The 21,107-nt window shown below is 43.6% G+C and carries 14 protein-coding genes and 2 pseudogenes; 8 read left to right on the top strand and 8 right to left on the bottom strand.

What is annotated here, in order from left to right; translation table 11 throughout:
- Positions 1-68: 68 nt before the first annotated feature.
- On the bottom strand, positions 69-1,532 hold the full coding sequence (locus LC586_RS17715; protein ID WP_229486062.1) for an energy transducer TonB: 1,464 nt from the start codon (positions 1,530-1,532) through the stop codon (positions 69-71).
- 343 nt (positions 1,533-1,875) lie between these two features.
- Between LC586_RS17715 and LC586_RS17710 the strand changes: the two genes are divergently transcribed.
- Together LC586_RS17710 and LC586_RS17705 are read left to right on the top strand one after the other, a co-directional pair.
- On the top strand, positions 1,876-2,529 hold the full coding sequence (locus LC586_RS17710) for a MotA/TolQ/ExbB proton channel family protein (RefSeq protein ID WP_229486061.1): 654 nt from the start codon (positions 1,876-1,878) through the stop codon (positions 2,527-2,529).
- A complete protein-coding gene (locus LC586_RS17705) occupies positions 2,513-2,914 on the top strand; it encodes an ExbD/TolR family protein (protein WP_229486060.1) in 402 nt (133 codons plus the stop codon). The genes LC586_RS17710 and LC586_RS17705 overlap by 17 nt, the downstream gene beginning before the upstream one ends.
- Positions 2,915-3,086: 172 nt before the next feature.
- Here the strand turns inward: LC586_RS17705 and LC586_RS17700 are convergent, their stop codons facing one another.
- The gene (locus tag LC586_RS17700) at positions 3,087-3,854 is read right to left on the bottom strand and encodes a thioesterase II family protein (protein ID WP_229486059.1); all 768 of its coding nucleotides are present in this window, start codon (positions 3,852-3,854) and stop codon (positions 3,087-3,089) included.
- Positions 3,855-4,022: 168 nt separating this feature from the next.
- Here LC586_RS17700 and LC586_RS17695 point away from each other — a divergent pair, with 168 nt between their 5' ends.
- The 3 genes from LC586_RS17695 to LC586_RS17685 all read left to right on the top strand — a co-directional run bounded on the left by LC586_RS17695 (position 4,023) and on the right by LC586_RS17685 (position 4,982).
- A complete protein-coding gene (locus tag LC586_RS17695; RefSeq protein ID WP_229486058.1) occupies positions 4,023-4,250 on the top strand; it encodes a hypothetical protein in 228 nt (75 codons plus the stop codon).
- On the top strand, positions 4,238-4,576 hold the full coding sequence (locus LC586_RS42690; RefSeq protein ID WP_438822913.1) for an NACHT C-terminal helical domain 2-containing protein: 339 nt from the start codon (positions 4,238-4,240) through the stop codon (positions 4,574-4,576). The genes LC586_RS17695 and LC586_RS42690 overlap by 13 nt, the downstream gene beginning before the upstream one ends.
- A gap of 160 nt (positions 4,577-4,736) precedes the next feature.
- A complete protein-coding gene (locus tag LC586_RS17685) occupies positions 4,737-4,982 on the top strand; it encodes a type II toxin-antitoxin system HicB family antitoxin (RefSeq protein ID WP_229486056.1) in 246 nt (81 codons plus the stop codon).
- 301 nt (positions 4,983-5,283) lie between these two features.
- Here LC586_RS17685 and LC586_RS17680 read toward each other — a convergent pair whose 3' ends face one another.
- Entirely contained in the window at positions 5,284-5,745 is a 462-nt protein-coding gene (locus tag LC586_RS17680) for a globin domain-containing protein (RefSeq protein ID WP_229486055.1), read from the bottom strand.
- 345 nt (positions 5,746-6,090) lie between these two features.
- On the opposite strand from LC586_RS17680, the gene LC586_RS17675 reads away from it, so the two are divergent.
- The 3 genes from LC586_RS17675 (at position 6,091) to miaB (ending at position 9,698) form a co-directional block, all read left to right on the top strand.
- Positions 6,091-7,587, top strand: coding sequence for a carotenoid oxygenase family protein (locus tag LC586_RS17675; RefSeq protein ID WP_229486054.1), 1,497 nt, complete (start codon positions 6,091-6,093; stop codon positions 7,585-7,587).
- A 136-nt stretch (positions 7,588-7,723) separates the two neighbouring features.
- Positions 7,724-8,305 (top strand): Uma2 family endonuclease, encoded by a 582-nt coding sequence (locus LC586_RS17670; RefSeq protein ID WP_229486053.1) that lies wholly within the window; start codon positions 7,724-7,726, stop codon positions 8,303-8,305.
- Positions 8,306-8,333: 28 nt separating this feature from the next.
- Positions 8,334-9,698, top strand: a complete 1,365-nt coding sequence (miaB, locus tag LC586_RS17665; RefSeq protein ID WP_229486052.1) for a tRNA (N6-isopentenyl adenosine(37)-C2)-methylthiotransferase MiaB — start codon at positions 8,334-8,336, stop codon at positions 9,696-9,698.
- Positions 9,699-9,890: 192 nt separating this feature from the next.
- Here miaB and LC586_RS17660 read toward each other — a convergent pair whose 3' ends face one another.
- The 5 genes and pseudogenes from LC586_RS17660 to LC586_RS17640 all read right to left on the bottom strand — a co-directional run.
- Complete coding sequence (locus LC586_RS17660; protein WP_229486051.1) at positions 9,891-12,773, bottom strand: DUF11 domain-containing protein; 2,883 nt, start codon at positions 12,771-12,773, stop codon at positions 9,891-9,893.
- A 226-nt stretch (positions 12,774-12,999) separates the two neighbouring features.
- Positions 13,000-16,701, bottom strand: a pseudogene (locus LC586_RS17655) (TonB-dependent receptor).
- Positions 16,702-17,057: 356 nt separating this feature from the next.
- Complete coding sequence (locus tag LC586_RS17650; RefSeq protein ID WP_229486117.1) at positions 17,058-18,578, bottom strand: DUF11 domain-containing protein; 1,521 nt, start codon at positions 18,576-18,578, stop codon at positions 17,058-17,060.
- A 200-nt stretch (positions 18,579-18,778) separates the two neighbouring features.
- Positions 18,779-19,342, bottom strand: coding sequence for a hypothetical protein (locus tag LC586_RS17645; protein WP_229486050.1), 564 nt, complete (start codon positions 19,340-19,342; stop codon positions 18,779-18,781).
- Between the two features lie 171 nt (positions 19,343-19,513).
- Positions 19,514-20,980: pseudogene (locus LC586_RS17640) on the bottom strand (DUF7925 domain-containing protein); the annotation flags it as partial.
- Positions 20,981-21,107 lie beyond the last annotated feature (127 nt).

Genomic DNA, 21,107 nt, shown 5'->3' with positions numbered 1-21,107 from the left:
TTCAGATGACTTTTGCTATTAGCAAGGAACTTCAGTTCCTTGCGGGACATCACTTTTAACCACCGTAGCTACTCTTGACTGGGAGCAGCAGGTTGCGATTGAGGTGATTGAGGTTGTTGGCGTAAACGGCGCAAAGAGTCCCGCAACTTGTTCTGGCTAGTGTTATTATCTCTTCGCCGCCTCCGATTTGTGGTTGTTTGTGGCTGTTGTGATGAATTAGTAGCCGCTCGTTCACGCCGGATACGGCGTAAAGACTCTCTTGCATTTCCTTGAGTGCGAGTTGTCCTAGCTTCAGATGATCTGGGGGCAGCGCTTTCCACAGGCTGACGACGCAGCCGCCGACTCAATCGAGATTCTGCTGGTCTTGTGGCTCTAGCTTCATTAGATGCGGGTGTTAACTCTCGTCGCCTGCGTGTTGAAGTTTGCTGTGTCGAGTTTGCAGTAGTTGCCTGCCGAGTTCTTTGTTCTGCTTCTCTTTGTGCTTGCCGTTCTTGAACTTGGCGCGATCGCCGTGAACCTTTTATGGCAAATTCAGTGGCTATAGACACCCCTTGTCTACCACCTTCTGTGGGTTTTAATTTCCACTCACGCGCTTGTCTCAATTGGGCTTCATCCAATTCACGGTTTCCACTGGATCTGGTTAGCCGCACATTGGTAACATTGCCTTCTGCATCACTATCGACAGCTACTTCTACTCTGCCTTCAACTCCTCGCCGTCTTGCTGCCTCTGGATATTTGGCATTACATTCGCGGCAGGCTGCACGACCATTAGCATTACCTGAACTGTTAATTTTTGGAGGTGTTGGCACTGTTGGCGCTGTTGCTACTGGCGGACGGTTTCCTACTTCATTGCCAATTCCACTGCCAGTGCCGCTACCAGTGCCGCTACCAGTGCCGCTACCAGTGCCAGTGCCAGTACCGCTACCAGTGCCAGTGCCAGTACCAGTGCCAATGCCACCGCCAGTGCCAGTGCCAGTACCTCCGCCAGTGCCAGTACCACTGCCAGTACCTACAGCAATGCCACTACCTGAGCCTAAACCAACACCAGAGCCGCCACCTGAGCCACCTTGAGGAGCAACAGTTGTAACAGGGACGAATGGCTTCGGAGCAATTTGCGTATTTGTTGGCTGTGGGTTTTGAGTAGTTTGTTTTGGTTGTTCAACTGGCTGAATTTGAGTAGTTTGTTTTGGTTGTTCAACTGGTTCAATTTTTGGTCTTTCAATAAATTCTTGTACTGGTTTTTGTACTTGGGGAGTTTCTATAGACTGTTTTTGAACAACTTCTGGTAATTTTTTGGGTTCTTCTGGAATTTTTTCAAGCGGTTTTTCTGGTTCCGCAGCCGGAGAATCAACGATCGCCACCTCTATTGGTTCTTCTTCTCCCGTAGGGACTCTCGTCAAATAATTACTTATGCCTGAGGACAGTACGCCGATATGCAGCGCCAGTGAACCTATTAGACTGTAAGTCAGAAAAGACTTGAGAGCCTCAACTTCTTTGGAACGTTGCTCGACAGTAATGCCAGAAAAGCTCATAGCTATTGCTACCTATTCTCACTAATTTAGTTATCTTAGAATGCAAGGTTACAAATATCAAGTAAAAAATTAAAATTAATTGCGATCGCGTTACGGAACCCTGCACTAGCAAAAACATCTTTATCAAACCATCAATATCATGGTTTTTGGACAAAATTAATTTTTGTTGCAATTAAATTAAATTAATTTATGTAAAACAAACAAACAAGTAAATAAAAGTCATAAGCATTACATTTGAAAAATTTATCATTATATTTTATATTTTATTGAGAAAAAGTTTCAGCTTTTATCTAGATTCTGGTAGTCTGATTTTGTATTGTGGACGACGTTATAGAGGCACTACATGGGAATTCAGAATTTGTTTGCAGCAGGTGGTATCGTCATGTGGCCCCTGTTGGCGTTTTCGGTATTGGGTGTGGCACTGATCATCGAGCGGATCAGGTTTTGGGTAAGGATTAATCAGCGTCAAAGCCGCGTGGTGCGAGATGTTTTGAATCTCTACCGTCTCGATAATGTTGTCGGTGCAATGGATAAACTTCAGAAAAACGCAGATTTGCCACTCGCCCGGATTTTTCTGGCGGCTTTAGAACTAGAGGAGCCAAATCCAGAGGAATTTCGTTTGGCCTTAGAAAGCGAATCGCAGGCTGAGATACCTGTGTTAAAACGTTTCCAAAACCTTTTCGAGACAATCATTAGTCTGGCACCACTGTTGGGTCTTCTCGGCACAGTATTAGGATTGATAGCCTCCTTTGCTTCCCTAAATCTTGGTGACGTGGGAGGTAGCAAAACGGCAAGTGTTACGGCTGGGATTAGTGAGGCTCTAGTATCAACAGCATCAGGATTGATAGTTGCTATATTCATACTCATGTTTGCCAATACCTTCCGGGGACTGTACCAACGGCAAATTGCACTAATTCAGGAGTATGGGGGACAGCTAGAATTACTTTACCGCCGTCGCTATGAACGAGGAGAAAAAACGTATGCGTCTACCAGATGAGCCAGAACTTCCATTACAGATCAACATCGTGCCGATGATTGACGTGATATTTGCAATTTTGACATTTTTTATCATGTCAACTCTGTTTTTAACCCGCTCAGAAGGTTTACCAGTAAATTTACCGAAGGCCAGCACAGCGAAACAACAGCAAGTTCCCACTAAAATTACGATTACGGTAGATGAAAAAGAACAAGTGAGTTTGAACCGTAAACCAATTGAAATTGATGATTTGACAAAGCAAGTACGTACTCTAGTTGGTTCTAACCCAGAAGTGTTGGTAATTATTAATGCTGATGAGAAAGTTGATTATGGTCGGGTAGTAGCGGTGATGGATCGGGTACGTCAAGTTGAAGGGGCAAAGTTAGCGATCGCTACCCAAAAATAAACAGTAGAAATATTGTATATAAGAAGTTCAGCGAGTCAGGAAAATTCTATATTCTGACTCCTAACTCTTTTTTGTGTGATGACCAGTACCGCAAGGCGGAAGTCAAAAGTCAAAAGTCAAAAGTCAAAAGTTTTGTATATCAAGGCTTTTGCTTGTTTAAAACCGCGCTGTACTAATACGAGCTACGCTGACGCATCTGCAATTCTTGAGATATAAGTTTTAATAATAATTCTTGCTGTGAATGGATAAAAAAGTGGTCACTGTTGAACTCATGTAATGAGAAAGCAGCAATCGTCTGCTCTTGCCATGCTTGCAGTTCCTCATGATTAACTTCTTGGTCTTGCAAACCACCAATAACAGTAATAGGACACTCCAGAGGCTGTTTTTGAGTGTAAATATAAGTTTCCAGAACGGCAAAATCTGCCCGCAAAATGGGGAGGAACATCTGCATTAGTTCCTGGCTTTCTAGTACTGGTTTGGGTGTACCGTTAAGACTGCGTAGCTCATTGAGCAAATCAGGGTCTGATAGGATATGGAGGGGTGGTTTTGTGAACGGGGTTTGCGGGGCGCGACGAGCAGAGATGAAGAGGTGAAAGGGAGCAAGACTATACTGACGAAGTAGATGGGTCAACTCAAAGCTAACTAATCCGCCCATACTGTGACCGAAGAAGGCGAATGGTTTGTCTAAGTATGGCATGAGAATTGGAGCGATCGCTTCAACAAGAGATTCTAATCGCGTCAATGGTGCTGACTTAATCTGTCTTCCTCGTCCCGGATATTCCACAGCGCAGACTTCGACATTACTAGGTAGATTATTAGGCCAGGTGCGAAAAATCGCCGAGTTCCCACCAGCGTAGGGGAAGCAGAATAAACGCAAGTTGGCTTGAGGATTTGGTTGGGGACAGATAACCCAGGAATTGAAGCTTGGTGTAGTTGTCATAATAGACCCGGAATTAGCTGTTTCACCTTTTGTAGCTTATAGAACCTGCTTCATATCATACCAAATCACTGCACAAGGGCAGGTATTTACTACTATGAAAACTGTAAAAAATGTAATAGTCTATTCGTGAAGCAGACATCTTGCTTATTTTATAATAAGGAGTCTTTGATGAGCGTTTACATTATTGCACTATCTGGAGTTAATCATGTCACTTTAGATCAGCTGATTGCACTGCCGGAAGTTGCACCAGATGCAGCAGTTAAACATTTTGCTGACATTATTTATATAAACACACTTGACCGCCCTTTAGATGAGAAAACCACAAAATTAATTTATCAAGCATCTGAGCAATATATTATTGAATACCACAAGCGCCATAACATATCACAGCTTTAAATCACAACGGCTATTCTTATCTCACCAACAACATTGATTTTACTACACTGGTCGCTAAATTAAAAGCACTGAAAGCGAAAATTCCTGATGATAAACAGCCAAGGGAAGTGCATCTGGCATTTGCTAAACACCTGCAACAAACCTTACTCAAAGCTTTCCATCTCACCCTAGAAATGATTGATTTATCTGAGGAAGAAGCGAAAGCACTGGGAAATTATCTCTACGCTACTCACCTCATCATCCAATGCAAACAAGCAGCAGTGCGGGTGTCACCCCAAACCTGGGAAGCCATTGAGGCGCGGATGTTGTTGGTTCCAGATAGTTAAGCAACAATAGAAAAATGAAAAGATAGCCAGATAAACGCTCCATGAGTTCATATCATGTCCGCCAAATCACCCATAATAAAAGAACCCCACCCCCAACCCCTCCCCGCTTGCGGGGAGGGGAGCTAAAGCGCAGCTTTTGCGGGGTGGGGTTCCGGTTATTATGGTTAATTACCCGGACATCATATCATTACAACAGGCTAAAAATACAAAAACTCAAACCTTTACAGCAATCTTGCACTGGGAAGAGGATGTTTATGTAGCTGAATGTCCAGAGGTGGGAACCGCCAGCCAAGGAGAGACGATAGAAGAAGCGATCGCTAATTTGCGAGAAGCAACGAAACTATATTTAGAAGAGTTCCCGCTTGCTGAAGTCGCTACGCTAAAAGCTTTCATTAGCAGAATTTGAGTCGTTGTAACAAACGCTCAAGCTGTAGTTACTACAACTCCAATTATTATAAGTAAAATTGAAGCTGTTGTTAATACAACTTAAGCTGTTGTTATGAATGCTCAAGCTGTAGTTACTACAACTCCAGTTATTATAAGTAAAGTTGAAGCTGTTGTTAATACAACTTAAGCTGTTGTTATGAATGCTTAAGCTGTAGTTAGAAACGTTGAAGTTGTTGTAACAAACACTCAAGCTGTGGTTATAAACGTTGAAGTTGTCATAACAAACCCTCAAGCTGTTGTTATGACACTAAGTCTTATCGTTAGGAATGCACAAGCTGTGGTTTTTTCTCTTCATCTATATATATGTCATGTTCTCTATGAATGAAAACCTGAGACAATGCCTGATAAGCTTCACTCCAAGCCGCCATAACTTCTTCTGTAGCTGCTTCCCCTAAAACATCTTTCATCGCTTGCAGTAAACTTTCTCCAACAATAGGATATTGCTCTGGTGTAACATGGGTTTGCACATGACGATGGGCAATCTTTTCCACCATCGATTTTAAAGCAGGCAGATTATCAATTTGGGCAGCATAGCCATAAACTGCTGTAGCCAACCTCGCAGGCTGAGAACCATTTGCTTGAGCAGACATATCAAATTGCTCTCTGATTTCTGGATGGTTTTGAAACATAATTTCATACATCCGAGTTGTAATTCGCTGGCCGTTCTTTTTCAAAACAGGTGCTGTAGATTTAACGATATCTATTGTTTGTTGGCTAATCATAGTATCTTGAACCACTGGGAATGTTGATTGACTTCAATTTAGTGGTTATTCCTATTGGTTACTATGAGCTAGCTCACTTAACGAGTAATATCATGTCCGCTTGATTACTTATTAAACCCGAAGAACCCCACCCCGCAAAAGCTACGCTTTCGCTCCCCTCCCCGCAAGCGGGGAGGGGTTGGGGGTGGGGTTCTTTTATTATGGGTAACTTGGCGGACATGATATAATATCCTGTCAAAGCCTCTATACATCTACAGCCAGAGGCATTGTTAAAAAATTGCAACAAAGATGAAAATGTAAGAATGCAACTATGTACATCGATAATTTATCAAGCAAATATTTTATATGCATACCATTGAGAAAAAGTCAAATAAAAAAGCTTGGGCAGGTGCGATACCTTCTCTGCGAGACGCTACGCGTAGCTTGCTTCCCCGTAGGGGTACGGTGAGCTTCGCTAACGCTAAACCAGCTACAGAATTTCCCCCTACCCAACTGCCAATACTCTCTGGCAAAATTCCAGATGGTTTGCGTGGCACACTTTACCGCAATGGCCCCGCACGGCTAGAACGCGGTGGCATTCGCATGGGACACTGGTTTGATGGAGATGGAGCAATTCTGGCTGTAAATTTTAACGATGCAGTCGCAACCGGGGTTTATCGCTACGTGCAAACCTCTGGCTATCAAGAAGAAGCCGCAGCAGGTAAACTACTCTACGGCAATTATGGCATGACTGCACCAGGGCCAATTTGGAATCAATGGCAAAAGCCCATCAAGAATGCTGCCAACACTTCAGTGCTAGCACTTCCAGATAAACTTTTGGCGCTGTGGGAAGGTGGTAAACCCCACGCCCTCGATTTACAAACTTTAGAAACTTCGGGCGAAGATGATTTAGGGGGGTTAACTAAAGGATTAAACTATTCCGCACATTATAAGCGTGACAAGCAAACAGGGGAGATTTTTAACTTTGGCATCAGCCCTGGACTAAATGCGACGCTTAATATTTACAAAAGCGATTCGACTGGCCGGATTATCCAACAAGCCGCATACCAGCTAGATGGTATACCATTGGTGCATGATTTTATTTTAGCAGGACAATATATTGTATTTTTCCTTCCGCCAGTGCGGGTGAATGTCTTACCCCTGCTAATAGGGATAAACAACTATAGTGATTCGCTAGAGTGGCAACCTAGATTAGGAACTCAGATTTTAGTTATTGATCGAGAAACCCTATCTGTGGTGAGTCGTGGAGAAACCGAACCTTGGTTCCAATGGCATTTTGGTAACGGTTATGTAGATGCTAGCGGCTCAGTGATTGTGGATATCGCCCGTTATGAAGATTTTCAAACTAACCAATATCTCAAGGAAGTAGCTACAGGTGAGACTCACACCCCAGCTAAAAGTACACTAGGGCGAGTTCATCTGCATCCCCAAACTGGCAAAGTTACGTCAATTCAGCAACTATTAAACAGATATTGTGAATTTCCGAATGTACCACAGCAAAACGTCGGACAACCTTCCCGTTACACATATATGTCAACATTCCGTTCAGGAACAGATATTAGCCAAGAAGTAGTAAATGCGATCGCCCGCTTCGACAACAAAACTGAAACCCTCACCGAAGCAGACTTAGGAGAAAACCGTTATCCTTCAGAACCCATCCACGCCCAAGACACCCAAAACCCTGAACAAGCTTGGATACTAACCGTTGTCTACGATGCTAATTCTCATACTAGCGAAGTTTGGATATTTGATAGCGATCGCCTGGATGCCGAACCCGTTTGCAAACTAGGATTACCCAGCGTCATCCCCCACAGCTTCCACGGCACTTGGAACCCAGCCTAACAAACCCTCTGCGTTTCCTCTGCGTTTCCCTTAGCGATCCTCTGCGTTAAAAAACAAAAAAACAAATAGCATTGATCAGACATAAATTTTTCGCATCTGGTCAATGCAAAATCAAAAATCCCAAAAATCTTGCCCTATGCAATTACAAGAAAAACGCCATTATTCTCCCACAGAATACCTAGAACTAGAAGTCATTTCCGAGTATCGTCATGAATATATAGATGGTCAAATTATACCCATGACAGGTGGAACACCAAATCACAACCAAATAGCTCTTAATGTGAGTGCAACCCTGAATTTTGCTTTGAAGCGACAACCTTATCGAGTATTCGTCGCCGATCAACGTCTATGGATTCCCAAAAAGCGAATTCATACATATCCTGATGTCATGGTTGTTGCAGGTTCATTAGAATTTTCTGAAGGACGTACAGATACAATTACTAATCCCTTAGTGATTTGTGAAGTGCTATCCAAATCTACCAGAAGCTATGATAGAGATGAAAAATTTGCGGCTTATCGCACCATCCCCAGTTTTCAGGAATATGTTCTGATTGATCAGTACAAAAATCATCTAGAACAGTATTCTAAAACTGACGAAAATAAATGGATTTTCTCAGAGTATGAAGAAGAGAGTAGTATTGTAACACTATCCTCTATTCAATTTCAAATCATTCTATCAGATATTTATGATAAAGTTGACTTTGAGGCTAAAGAATAACCTCACTCTAACTGGTTAACTAAGCAACATGACCACTTCTAAACGCCACTACCACATCACTACCTTCGGTTGTCAGATGAATAAAGCTGACTCAGAGCGCATGGCTGGCGTTTTGGAAGACATGGGCTTTGAATGGTCAGAAGATCCGAATAATGCAGATGTAATTCTCTACAATACCTGCACAATTCGGGATAATGCCGAGCAAAAAGTATATTCCTACCTCGGCAGACAAGCAAAGCGTAAGCATGAGCAGCCTGATTTAACACTCATAGTTGCAGGTTGTGTTGCCCAGCAAGAAGGTGAAGCGCTATTGCGGCGAGTCCCAGAATTAGACTTGGTAATGGGGCCACAACATGCCAACCGTCTCAAAGATTTGCTGGAGTCAGTCTTCGACGGCAACCAAGTTGTCGCAACCGAGTCTGTTCATATTATTGAAGATATCACCCAGCCGCGACGGGATAGTAAGGTAACAGCTTGGGTAAATGTAATTTACGGCTGTAACGAACGCTGCACCTACTGTGTAGTTCCCAATGTGCGCGGTGTTGAACAATCTCGTATACCCTCAGCTATCCGAGCTGAAATGGAAGAATTAGGACGGCAAGGTTACAAGGAAATTACTCTACTTGGTCAAAATATTGACGCTTACGGCAGAGATTTGCCGGGAGCAACATCAGAAGGACGGCATCTGCACAACTTCACAGATTTACTTTATTACGTCCATGATGTACCAGGGATTGAAAGGTTAAGATTTGCTACTAGCCACCCCCGTTATTTTACAGAGAGATTAATTAAGGCTTGTGCTGAGTTGCCAAAGGTGTGCAAACACTTCCATATTCCCTTTCAATCTGGGGATAATGAACTTTTAAAGGCGATGGCGCGGGGTTATACCCATGAAAAATATCGCCGGATTATCGATACGATTCGGCGGTATATGCCAGATGCTTCCATTAGTGCCGATGCGATTGTCGGTTTTCCTGGGGAGACAGAAGCACAGTTTGAAAATACCCTGAAACTGGTGGAAGATATTGGCTTTGATATGTTAAATACAGCAGCATATTCGCCGCGTCCAGGGACACCAGCCGCGTTGTGGGATAATCAGCTAAGTGAAGAAATTAAAAGCGATCGCCTCCAACGCCTGAATCATTTAGGAAACTTGAAAGTAGCCGAGCGATCGCAACGTTACTTTGGACGCATTGAAGAAGTTTTAGTAGAAGACCAAAATGCAAAAGATCAAGCTCAGGTGATGGGACGCACTGGCGGTAATCGTCTAACATTCTTCAGTGGCGACATCAAAGAATTGAAAGGGCAGTTAGTAAAGGTAAAAATTACCGAAGTTCGCCCTTTTAGCTTGACGGGTGAACCAGTTGAAGTCAAACAAGCCTTGTCTGTCTAAGAAAATCTTTTAAAAGGATTGGGCGAATATAATTTGCTACTACATAAGTTCTCGTCCACCTTCCTGGACTCATTACTGTACGTTCGCTCTAATTTTGAGGGGTGATATCATATCCGGCTAATTAGTTACAGTTTTACCACATCTGTGCAAAAATCGGAAAATCCTCTTTCCCCCTGCTCGCTTCCCCTTGCCCTATTTCACCTTGGCGCGGAAGCGAACAAAGCCATAAGAATTAGCTGGTGTGCCAGATCCAGTGGCTGGGGGTAGATTGGGTAAACTTGGGGCTGTAATATTGACCACAACTGCACCATTGGTGTTGAGACCGCAGTATGATGGTGTAGCTGAGTCGTTAGCTATATAAAGACGCGCGCGATCGCTATCTGCTACATTACTCAAATAAACCGTCGGTGTAGTGGAACCAATACCTAAGGCAATACCTTGATCTGCCCCTGGTAAGCCACCATCATTAGGAGTCATACTATTAAAAGCACTAGGAATAAAATTAACATTAGTCGGAACTAAGTCACAGAATTTAACATTAGTTGCATTACCCAGACCATTGGAAAGAAAATAGATGGTGTATTCCAATTCATCTCCTGGCTTAACAGTGCCAGCATTAATCAATCCTCGCAAGTAATTAGCAGGCCATTTAGAATCGTCATCATCAGTAGCATAGGGTTCTGGTACATAGTTGGCATCAGTAATAACAACGTCACTGCGACCATTTACAATATCAGTTAAATCTTGGTTATTGATGCGGGTAATGCGTTTAGTTAACAGCAACTTAGGATTAGAACTAATAATATTTAATACTGTAAATAAAGTGGGGTCATCATCTGCCGTATTGGCAGGATTATTACCAGTGTCTACACCATTATCAGTAATTTGCAAGAACGAATTACCGGGGGTAGGTGGGTTATTCGTAGCGCCAGCAGAGTCTGCATCTGTGAACACTGTACCAGCAGTTCCCGTAGCATTATCTGGTGTGTTGAAAGTAGCATTTGCTTGGTTACTAATTGGATTACCGCCATTGGCATTATTAATCGTGGCAGTAATTTTAATGGTGATAGTATCGCCTACACGTAGAGTTCCAGAATTTGTAACAGCAACAACACCAGCACCGTTGTAACTAGGATTGATTGTGATGTTATTCCCCGAAGTTGCAGCAGTAATTGCTGCACTCACAGAGTTTAACTGTGAGGGTAATGAGTCGTTAATGACAAAGTTAATTGCATCGCTATTACCTGGATTCAGGTTGGAGTAAGTGATGGTATATTCGATGCGATCGCCTACAGTCACTGTTCCACTACTATCATTGTCTGTGAGGAAGCGAACAGATTTGGTTCCTCTGACATTTGCTTGAGTGTTAGTAGTAATTACCAAGGGAGTAGTGATTGCTTGACTTGGGAAATATGTCCAAGTATCTATTCCCTTAAAGTCTCCATAACTACCACTAAATTCATGCTCTCCTAACGCACTATTGATCCCTCTAGCGGCATTACGTGGGTTAGTAGCTACCATACTTCCCGTAGGATTTAAGTTCATCGCCGTACTATTAGCGGTAGTATAATTGTTGTCGTTGTAATAAATGGTAGTCGATCCAACCTGCTGTCCATTTTGATCTACAAGGTTGGGGAAAGCACTAGGAGGGTTTTCCATTGTGATTTTAAACCCCAGCTGATTATTTTCGGCATCCAACATAGGAAAGTGATATTCACCAGACCGTGTTGTGATTATGGCATTGTATGGTACATTTCCTGGTAGAGGTAGGAGATTTGTCCCACTTGCATTCTTCCCATCCCAAGCCACCACACTTGAGCCGACAGACAGCACATTTTGTAGTACTCTATCGCTACTAGGGTCATAAATGCCATCATTGTTGGTGTCAATAATTATTTGATAGCTACCAGTTGAGACAGCGTTGAAGCTAAAATTGCCTCCGACACCCACAGGAGTTTGGTTCCCACTACCTCCAGTACCCCCAGTGAATTTGAACGAAATCGGTACTGTCGGAACAGTCGCTGCTATAGGAATACTCAAACCATTGAGGGTTGCGGTGTCGGGTCGATTGAAAAAAACTAGGTGGGTAATGTCTGTTGATGTATCAGCAACATTTGGATCTTGGACTCGCACATTACCGCTAAAGTTCAAACTATTATCAGTAGCGCCGCCAGCAGAATGGTAAACAGTGCTGTTATTTGTTCTATCAATATATCCTCGGCTATTAGCAAAAAAGATGAAACCAAAGGGATCGACTCCATTCATGTCAGTTTCGTACCGATACCCATCTTTGGTTTGAATATAAAGCTTAGAGTTGAGTGCTACGGGAGTGCCACCACTAGCATTTGCCCCCATATTCATAGCGATATAGTTGGTAAATACTCGCCCTGTTTTGGTAACGCCGTTACCATCTCGAACTGTAATATCCCAAGCGGCTACCCCTGAAAGTTGAGTACTACCTGTAGGAAATGCTGCCGTTGTGGTTCTAGGCGGCGGATTACCTGTACCAGTTGTATTTGGAGAACGAAATTGAACTTCGTAAATACCAGTTTCTGTAGCGACAAAACTACAAGGGGTATAGCCACCGGGATTAGGTAAGGGGCCGGCCCCTTCTTTGGCAACGGTGTCAATGAAACCAAAACCAGAATTCAGAACATCACAAAAGCCATTTTGATTATTAAAGGGACTGCGGTAAACGATATCTTGTGGGTTCGAGGAACTAGTAATCACACTAGAGCCAAGATTAACTGTTTCTCCCGCTTCCACATAAACTTTGAGTGTGGTTTTCCGAACAATACCTGCTGCTGTTAAATCTGACCATTCTAGATAGGGTCTGTATCCACCATCAGAAACTAACTCTTTGCTGCCTTCAGCCCAGCTAGGTTGGATAATACTATTTCCTAAAATACACAAAAAAAAGCCGAAGCTACTCAGCCATAGTTTTTGGCAGCTAATTGTTAATGGCTTTTCCATAGTTTTTTTTATTAGGTTGCCTATAGTCGGAGTAAATCTATCATTTTCATCGATATTTACTATGGCGATCGCTCTTAAATTTTTCAATAAAGATTTCATCATTTAATTCCAATAAAAATACATAATTTGCAAGCAATAATGTTGAATTTATAAATTAAATTTACAGATATCAGAATGAAAATTGAAGCGTTTTTTCACTAGATTCAAAGTTACTACAATAGTATTCCCACGGGTAAGGGTTGAACTTCTAAGCAAAATCACTTAATTCAATTGTCATTACTTCGGTTTGTAGAGACTTAGTGGTGCTACGTCTGTACAAATAACCGCTTTATATTTCACGCCTTTGCATCCCTGTCATTGCGGCTTTGAGTTTATTCACCAAAGTTTTCATTGCAGATTCCTGTGGCTGGCGTGGCGGAATCTTTTGTTGTCCAAAACCCTCAAACAATTCGTTGAGCTTAACCGTAAAGCCTAAATACGCGCCTCCCGCAGAACGTGTTCCTGAAAAATCCCGATCATCAACTTTACCAAACACATATCCAGCCGAAACGCGCAGGTTAGGCGTGAGGTAGTAGCCTGTTTCTACAACAAACCCTGTTTCGCTGTAGCTAGACTGACTAATTACACGAGCCTCACCCACCAAATCCCAGCTATATCCCAAACGATAGGTAGCGCGTAATTGGGCCAGATTTACTGTGCTAGTACCAGCTAAATCACTGGCTATGTAAGAAGTACTGTTACGCAAGGCATACTTACCATAGAATTCCCATTGCCAGTTAGGAGCGTAAATAGCTTCTAAAGCAAAGGTATGGTCTTGGGAACCCGTACCACTCCCTAACAGGATGGTGTCAGGGATGGTTGATGGATTTTGGCGATATTCATAACGCAATAAGGCATTAAATTTATCGCTATTGGGGTCGCGGTAAGCTAAACCCAGCTTCAAGTTAGCAGTATCTCCCAATCCTGAAAGCTTTTGATTGGAAGAACCGGCTTGTTGATAACGTACTAAAGCTGTGAGAGCCGGAGAAATTTTACCCGTAGCACCTGCGGTAATTACTGTATTGCTACCACTAGAAGAAGAACGATGTTCATAACGGACGCTGGCTTGAAACTGCGGATTATCAGAGTATTCCAGCCCAACGCTGTAGCTATCGCCACCATCAAAGCCGATCGCAGATGCTGATTGACCAAAAGCGAAGGGTTGGGCATATTGTTGGCCTGCTCCAGTCCGTCCGAAGAAGTTGCCAAATACGTGTTCATAAGCAACGTTCAGCCGCAATCCCGAAGCAATAGTCCAACGATTATTTAGACCAATTGCTCCTTGAGTAGTCATTTCATTCGCACCACCCAAAATTGAGTAACGACCGATCAAAGTAGTATCTGATCCGAGTTTGTGTTCACCGTTGACACTCAAGCTGGTGATGGAATTACCCGAATATTGACCGCTAGTGTAAAACTGTTGGGCCAAACTGATATTCACACCAGGAATTGCTGCCCAATTCAACCCGAAGATGGTACGGTCTGGGTAAACAGTATCTTTTTGGGAAGATAAACTTAATTCATTTTGCGCCTGAAAAGTCAAGTTCTTCGCAATGGGGACTGAAAAACGCGAACGGACGGAGTCCGCACTTCGTGAACGCAGTTGATCAGAAGTACTACTTAGGGCGCTGTCGGGGATGCGGTCTTCTCGATGACGATGAATCCAATCCACATCAAAGGTAGCTTTACCCAAGCGTTGTTGAATCCCGGCGGAAATCGTCGTCAGCGAATTATCAACTTTGCTCCCAGGTATCGCTTCAGAACGCGGTGTAAACAGTTCTTCAAAGGTATCTAGAGGTTGGGGAGCAATCCCAAAATTGTCTTCGTGGTCATATTGCACTCTGACATTGGTGGTTGAGGTCAGTTTAGCTGTAACCTGCGCTCCATAACGGGTTTGTCCTGGGACAAAGCTGATAGTGGCATTATTGGCAAAACCTGTATCGGCAAAGCGATAATAAGCACGACCTTGAATTCCATTAGTAATTTGTCCCTCAGCTTCCAGTCGGTACGCTTCACCGCTAACCTTTCCCACAACGTCAGAATCATTAGTGGAATGGGCATATTCTGCGATTAAGTTACCCTGATTACCCAAAGAAATCAGCGCATCTGCACCGTAGAGTTGAAAGTCACGCACTCCCTGATTTTCTTGAACGTAAGTTGCTCCAATCCAGCTTTCAGAGTTCAGCTTACGGGAAAGGTTATATTGCAAACGACCAGCATAGATATTGCTATCAGAATCTTCGCTGTCGTATTGATAGCTAACAACAATCCGGCGTACCAATACTTGTCCGGTTTGATCAATATCGGTGCGGAGGATGGGTTCGCGGAATAATAATGTGCCGCGATCGTAGTCGATTTCGTAGTCTGGGCCTCGGTTAAGCTGTTTGCGTTCTAGTACAGTCCCAGGACGATTGAGTTCTTCTAACTCAATAAAGACATTTTCGCTACCTGGTTGTAGTATTCTGCGAGATAGGAAGTAATAACCACTAGTACCATCGGGAGCAATGGTATCTCGTTGAAACCCTTCTAAATGGTTGCCATACAAACCTGTAATTTGTAAGTTACCTAAATTGTAGTTAGCCTTAAAACCGTGGAGTTGACGGGTGATAGAAGTAAATTGCTGCGATCGCCGCGCAAATTCTTCTGTGTTGTAGTCACCCCACATGGCATAATCAGAGGAAGATCCGGGAATACCAGTTGAGCGCTCAAAACGCAGATATACGCTGTCAATGGAAGGAGCGACGACATCAACTTTCGAGCTATCGCCATAGACAGGATAATTTTGCTCACTGGATTGGTAAGTTCTAAACAGACGATTATCGCAGTTGCAATCTTCATTGAGGCTACGAGAACTGTTATATGCGCCTGTAAATAACCATTCCCCGATCGCACCAGTGGCAAATATCGCTGAGTGGAAATCTAATTGCGTCCCGTTGTCTTTGTCAGGAGGGAGGAAATCACGGAAACTGCCGTAATAATTTGTACCTCTAGCGCCCAAACGTAAATCTATTACTCCTGTCACCAAACTCGGACGCAGTGCCGTTTCAAATTGTAGTTGGGTAAAGGCTTCTAAATCATTAGCGATCGCCCGAATTCGGACAGTTTCTGCTTTGAGTTGCGATCGCTAAATCCCTGTAAATTGTCCCCCTTTCGCCTCCACTTGAAATCCGGGTTCATCGGGTTTGAAGTCTTTCCCGACAAACTCCCCAGCAGTGGCTATCAAAGTGACAACAGCATCACGATTAGAGCGATTGCCACTTGCATCAATGAGTTGACCCCGAATTGTGGCTATGGAACGTCCATCTGCCGGGATACGAGACTCAACAGTTTCTAAAGTTAGTCGCTGTGGCGCTCCCCGGACTGCGACTTGCACCGTTACAGGGGATTCTTTTCCTCCAACTACTTGTGCAGAGATGGTGTTATTACCTTCTTTTAACGAGACACCATACCATGTCTGCGTTAATAAGTTGGTAGTGGCATCACTTTCTGTCCGTCCCACCAAAGAAGAGTCTACCAACACGCCATTTACCCGCAATTCCACCTGACTTCCAGCAGCAAATTGCACAGTTACTGTGGTAGCTTGTACATCTACAACGCTGTCAGCCGTTGGATTCAGGATTTTGATTGCTGTGGAAATGGCGGGAGTGGGGGACACGGAAAAATTTTCATTCACCCCTTGCCCGTTCTCTACTCCTGCTATTTTGCTTAAGCCTCTAGGTAAACCTACGGTACTTGCTGGTTGAAATGGTTGTATTTCCCTTGGAGAAGCTTGCAACTGTGTTTCCGTATCTTTACTTCGATTATTCTTGTTCTCGATTCCGGCTATTTTGCGTAAGCCTCTGGGTAAACCTACGGAGGTTGCTGGTTGAAATGGTTGTATTTCCGTTTCACTTGGCTGAACATCTGGAATTGAAGTATCAGTAGTTGGTGCTGAAGAAGTTGAGGGAAGTTCCAACGAACTTCCCAAAAGATGGGGAGAATTTGAATCCATACTTTTTTCAAGCACTTTGTTCTGATCTGCTTGAACTTCGATCTGATTTTTCACATCATCTGCAACAACCAAAGCGAAATCTAAGCCCCTAGCCCCCTTCCCTTGTAGGGAAGGGGTAGAATTCAAAGCCTCTCCCCTTCTAGGGGAGAGGTTTGGAGAGAGGTTTTTCAGATCCCGTGAAAAGTAAGGATCTTCAGCCCCCTTATCTGCTTGCGAAGGGGAATCAGAGAAAAAGAGATTTTCATTGACGGGTTCTGCTTTGACTATTGCAGGGTACAAAATAAGGCTGAGAGCTACTACCGGCATCGCCCCTATCAACCTGATGTTAAATGTAGTTACACAGTGCAGTCTGGGTTTCATTTCTTGACTGGCTCCTGAAAGGCGGGGGTAACTGCAAAGTTCATGCGTACCAAGCCACCAGGCTCTAAACGCACTAGACGAGATTGGCTATTCCGTTCACGAAATTTATCGTTGCGAGCTAAGGTGTAACCGGGTACACTACTGAGGTCGAGTACACCTGTATGGTTTCCTGGTAAGGCATTGGCTAATGAAAACAAACCATTCGGATCTGTGGTGATGCGGTTTCCATCCTCCAGAAAAATCACCGCATTTGGAACTCCAGGCTCACCACGCTGTTGTTCACCGTCAAAGTTTTTGTCAACAAACACGCGACCAATGATTGTGCCACAATCAGAGAGGATTCCTGGACGAATTTTCAACTGGTGGGTTGCTGGCCCATCCTTGGTGCTAAAACCGTTGTCAGATCGTTGGGCATTAGCGATCGCACTGTTGCGACCTGTTCCCCGCAAAGAATCGGCTGTTAGTTGAGCCGCGTAGGCAATATTCAGGACTTTCTCTGTAGGAATTATTATGTCTGTGCGGAATGTCAGCGTGTTTCCATTACCTTCGGCGGTGATGGTAACTGGCTGTCCATCTATTTCTCCCCGCACAGATTTAGGTAAAAAGCGGAACCCTAAAGGTAGGTTGTCGGTGATAACTAGATTATTCAAACCAGCATCAGCGAGATTTTTTACTGAGAGACGGTAGATCACAGTATCTCCAGGTTCAGCCACAGCGCGATCGCCTGTTTTGATAATCTGCAACTGATTGGGTTGACACAAATTTGTGGTGAATTCAAATGCTAATAAATCCAGCCCCACCGTTTCTGCATCGGGAACTAAAACAACTGTTTGGTCTACTTTAGTTTCGCCTGTGAGACTGATTGGTTGACCATCTAGAGAGGTAGCGACGTATCGCACAATATTATTACCTTGTGTACCAGTGCTAGCAATAATTTGAATCTTGATCCGCCGTTGTTTGTAGATAGAATTTGGTGGTGGATTAACTACAAAAATGTAGGTTCTACCTGGATCGGTTTGACCTTTGTTGGGATCGAGTAGGAAATTGTAGACACCCGCAGGGTTATTCGTAACGAAGTAAGGGTTACTATTCTCGATATTTGGCGATTTACCACCGGAAACGTTGTTACTAGGAATATCAGGTAACTCTGTTCGAGTTAGAGGAACTAAGTTTCCCAATTCTGTCCCCGTTGGGTCGCTGGGATTAGGTTCGTATACGCTAACTGAAAAACCTGTATAATCAGGTAAAAGTTGGCCAGCGCAACCTAAAATCCGCCCTAATGGGTCAACTAATGGATCAAGTGTAAGGTTGATTTGACTAGAACTTCCCCGAAATTGATAACTATTAGCAGGATCTGTATAAGTATAAGTAGCTTGATTTATAAGATTTTTGACCTGTTGTGCTGTTGCTGGTGTAGGGATGGTAGTATGCAACACACTTCCCAGCAGAACAGTTGCTGTTAACTGTCGGCACCAGCTATTGTTAGAACTCCTCTGCTTTTTTTTGTCAGGAAGGATCACTAAACATGTCTCCTCTGGGATGCCACATTAACAATTCGTAATTCGTAATTACTAATGACGCTCTCTAACAGACGCTGCGCGTAACTTGCTTCTTTGCAGAAGTACGAATACTGGCCAACGTTGCGCTATCGGTTTAATTACGAATTACGAATTACGAATTACGAATTACGAATTACGAATTAGTAATTATTGTTGAATCAGCGCACTTGAGTTTGATAAGTCGCTTTGACTATCGTCTTTGCTGCAACTGATGGAACTTGCAAACGGATGTGGGTGTAAACAGTTGCTGGTGCTGGTTTAGTTTCCACTTTGCCGTTAGGGAGGGTTACTCTAACAGTGGGATTTTCAACAAAGCTGCGTCCACCATCAATGCTGTAAGTAATTTTGGCATTATTAGTGGCATTAGCAGATTTCAGTACGTACATTATTCCTTTGGGAATGGGCTGATTTAGAGTTAGATTTTTAACTGCGCGATCGCTCTTATTCTCCCCACTCAAGGTATAGCGCAGCACATCTCCTGGTCGCACCACAGCTTGACCTTTTAAAGGTTGCCATGTCTTGCTTTGCTTACCTTGTTGATCCTGTGCCACTACTTGCTTTTCTGCCTCTAAGCGCAACTGTATTTGCCCTTGAGTTTTGACATTCTCAGCAACAGCACTTGTAGAATGCCATAGAGAAGCCACTCCCGGCACTTGACTGACAAATGGTACTGTAGCAATGAGTGCGATCGCTCCTAAACTTGCAAAAGAAAGCCGCTTCATAGTCAATAACCTCAAAAACTTCTAGAATGTCGATTGCTGATTTATCTTTCCCTGTTGTTGCTGGGGAATAATCAGTTCGTAGTTGGCGATTTAGCGCTAAAGCGCCAACTACAAAAACATAGGTGCTATCACACCCCTCTTTGCAAACAAAGGGGAGTAAGATCAAACTATCTAATTAACCTTGCGTTGGAAGGTAAATGTTCTTTGAACACCCGGTGCAACCTGTCCAGTGGCAGTATCTACATATTTGGTAATATCAGTGTTAACCGTGGTTCCGGTTTGGTCGATGCCAGAGCTATTAGCGGGACTACCACTGAAGAACTGAATAGTTGAAGCCCCAGAATCTTTAGCTGAACCAACGATATTGCTGGTATCAATTTGACCACTAACATCGTTGTCTAGCGCCCAGTTGTTGCCCCCGACAGTACCATCTTCAGTGATCACAACCTTATCAGCATTCAAAATCACGTTACCGGTTCCAGCTTGAGTATCAGAAATATTTTTGTACCGAATTTGGTACTCAATAATGTTCCCTGGAGCAGGCTTTCTGGCTACATCAGCAGTTCCTGAATTCGGATCAATAACAGTATTGGTAACGGGATTTGTGTAAGCTGGTGTAGACTCAAAGTCATCTTGACCTGCACCAACTGCTGGCCCAGTTCCTGGCAGAACTCGTGACACTTTCACCATTTTCAGGAAGCCAGTGTAGACGCGATCGATGGTGATGTTTGTACTAATACTCCCGTTGGCATTAATGGAAGCAGTAATGGGTACAGGGAAACCAAATTCTTTATCGCCCGTGTAGTTGGCGATAGTATCAGTTGAGAGGGGAGTACCGCTTGGTAGATTAACTTCTACACCATAGTTGACAGTTGTACCAGGAGCAACGTTAGGGATTGTAATTGCTGCACCACTAGTTGGTGTAAAGGTTCCTGCTGTTTGATCGTAGGTATAGACAGCAGAACTACTACCATAGGTAATAGTCACCTGAGTGTTATCTCGTAAATCTAGTTTATTTGCTGGTTGCGTTGGGGTTAGTGTAATAGTGCCAGTGTCAGTACCACTATTAATAATGGTGTTAGTGAAGGCAACTGGTGAGGGGTCTAATGTGGAACCAGGGGCTGTACCAGCAGGAACAAGTGAAGATTTGTTAGTGAAGTCATCATTTTGATCCGTTAGTCCAGTAGCATCTGGCTTATTCTGTGGGCCGTTGAGTACTGCTGAAGCCACAGGTGCTTGCACTGTGAAAACGTTCGCCTCACCACCGATTGAACCATCGCCACTATTATTGTTACCCGTGTCAACTCCAGTTTCAGGAGTTGTGGGGGTATCAATATAGCCGTCATCAACACTGTTAAGTGGTAGAGTATCAGGAACACCGTCAGCATTGGTATCTGTACCCACAGGAGGTGTCATACTGCCTGGAGTCCCGTCGTAGTTGCTGGGATTTTGGTCGCCAGATTCGTCGTATACTGGGGCGTTAGTGCCAGGTGTTTGACCAAACAATTGAGCAATGTTAGCAACGGTTAATGATGATGAAGTTACACCTGATTCAACCGCTAGCTGAATCGAGAAGCCATTCACCGTTGTACCAGGAGCGATGGAAGTAATAGTCCCTGGTTTATTGATAAAACCAACCTCATATCTTGCACCTGGAAATTTGAATGTCAATTCCTTGACTAAGTGCTAAGTTTCTCAGGCGTTGAATGTCTTGTAAAAGAAATAACACCGCCAAGTGTGGGAATATAGTTTGGAACGCGATTTC

This window comes from Nostoc favosum CHAB5714, from assembly GCF_020829495.1.
Classification (GTDB): domain Bacteria; phylum Cyanobacteriota; class Cyanobacteriia; order Cyanobacteriales; family Nostocaceae; genus Nostoc; species Nostoc favosum.
Note: the sequence above shows the minus strand (reverse complement) of the source record. Positions and strands in the feature narration are given on the sequence as shown.